The organism is Citricoccus sp., assembly GCF_035445025.1.
GTDB lineage: Bacteria > Actinomycetota > Actinomycetes > Actinomycetales > Micrococcaceae > Citricoccus.
Genome location: NZ_DAOMPX010000166.1, coordinates 1 through 1,693, shown reverse-complemented (window position 1 = coordinate 1,693; position 1,693 = coordinate 1). Strand labels below are relative to the sequence as shown.

The 1,693-nt window shown below is 74.4% G+C and carries 2 protein-coding genes; both read right to left on the bottom strand.

The features are described 5' to 3' along the window. On the bottom strand, window positions 1–885 hold an 885-nt coding region (locus PLJ28_RS15890), incomplete at its 3' end, for a DMT family transporter (RefSeq protein ID WP_324590446.1). Then, window positions 882–1,529 (bottom strand): TetR/AcrR family transcriptional regulator, encoded by a 648-nt coding sequence (locus PLJ28_RS15885; protein WP_324590445.1) that lies wholly within the window; start codon window positions 1,527–1,529, stop codon window positions 882–884. The genes PLJ28_RS15885 and PLJ28_RS15890, both read right to left, overlap by 4 nt. Between the last annotated feature and the right edge of the window lie 164 nt (window positions 1,530–1,693).

The following is a 1,693-nucleotide window of genomic DNA, read 5'->3' as shown; positions in this document are numbered from 1 at the left end:
GGTGGCCGGCGCGAGCGCGAGGAGGACCAGCACGGCGCAGATGACGGCCAGCCCGGTCCAGCCGAGGGGCGTGAGCCGCTCCCCCACGATCACGACCGCCAGCACCGTGGCGACGGCCGGTTCAGACAGCGTCACGGTCGTGGCCGTACTGGCGGGCACCCGGCTCAGGCCGAACCCGAACAGCAGGTACCCCAGGAACATCGGGACCAGCGCCATGTACCCGGCCACGAGGAACGCCGGGGTGGAGGCCACGAGGGGAGCCCCGGTGAGGACGAGGACCGGCATCAGCAGCAGGCCGCCGGCCCCGAACACCGCCCCCATGGACGCGGCGCGCCCGGCACGGTGGGACATCAGCCGGTGCACGGCCCAGGAGTAGACGGCGTAGGTCAGTCCGGCCACCAGCCCCAGCAGCACCCCGGCGGGCGTGGCCAGACCCGCCTCCTCCGGGCCGCCGGCCGTGGACAGGCACAGCAGGGTGCTGCCCAGCACGCCCAGGCCCGCGGCGAGCATCCACCACCGGCTCAGCGGGCGGGCCTCCACCACCCGCTCCAGGAGCCCGGAGGCCAACGGGGCCGAGGCCAGCGAGACGACCGCGCCGACCGAGACCCCGGCCAGGTGCATGGAGCTGTAGAACGCCAGCGGGTAGACCGCGACGGCGAGCGCACCCAGGGCCACGAGGCCCGCGTGCCGGCGCAGCACGGGACCGGCCGCCCGCAGGGCGGGCAGGGCGATCAGGGCCTGGAGCAGTCCGCCGATGCCCAGCGCCGCGGCGCCGATGGCGAGCGGGCCGGCGTCGGGAGCGAAGGTGGCGGCCGTGCCGGTGGTGCCCCACAGCAGGGAGGTCACCGTGATCGCGGCGACCCCGGCCAATTGGGCCCGGTTCACCGCGCGTCCAGGTGTGCGTCCAGGTGTGCGTCCGGGCCTGCGTACAGGCGGGCGTCCAGCATGCCCGCGGCGATGCGGCGGGCGCTGAGCAGCAGGTCGGGGCGGCCCTCCAGCCCGGCACGGCTCATGGCCCCCTCGAGCAGGAAGGCCAGGTGCTCGGCCAGTTCCGGGTCCGCGGACCCGGTCTCGGCCAGGTGGCCCGCGAGGAGGGACTGCACCTGCTCCTTGTGCCGGCGCACCGCCTCGCGGCCCGGTGATCCCGCAGGGAACTCCGCGGCGGCATTGAGCAGACCGCAGCCGCGGAAACCGTGCTCGTACGCTCCGGAGGCGTGGTCGAGGTAGGCGTCGAAGACCGCCAGGACCCGGTCCCGTGGGCACTCGGCCTGCGCCACGCGCGCCCGGTAGAGCTCCAGCCACTCCTCGTGCCGCGCGGTGACGTAGGCCCGCGTCAGCTCCTCCTTGGAGGAGAAGGTGTTGTAGAGGCTCTGCTTGGCGACCCCGGCCTCGGCGATGACCGCATCGATCCCGGTCGCGTTGATCCCCCGGGCGTAGAACAGCCGGGACGCCGCCGCCAGGAGGCGGCCGCGCACCGATGTCGTCCCAGTCCCCGGTGCCTCAGTCCCCGGGGATGTCCCTCCGGTCATGCCCCCTCCCTTCGCTCGGTAGACAGATCAGTCTAGTGGGGTCACGGCACCGGTGGGAAGCCGCGTTCGGGGGCCACCGGTGGGCCGCGCTCCGACTCCTGCCGATCCGCCTGGTCCGGACCCTGTTCACCGGTGCGGGACGGGAGTACCGTTCCTGCACGAGG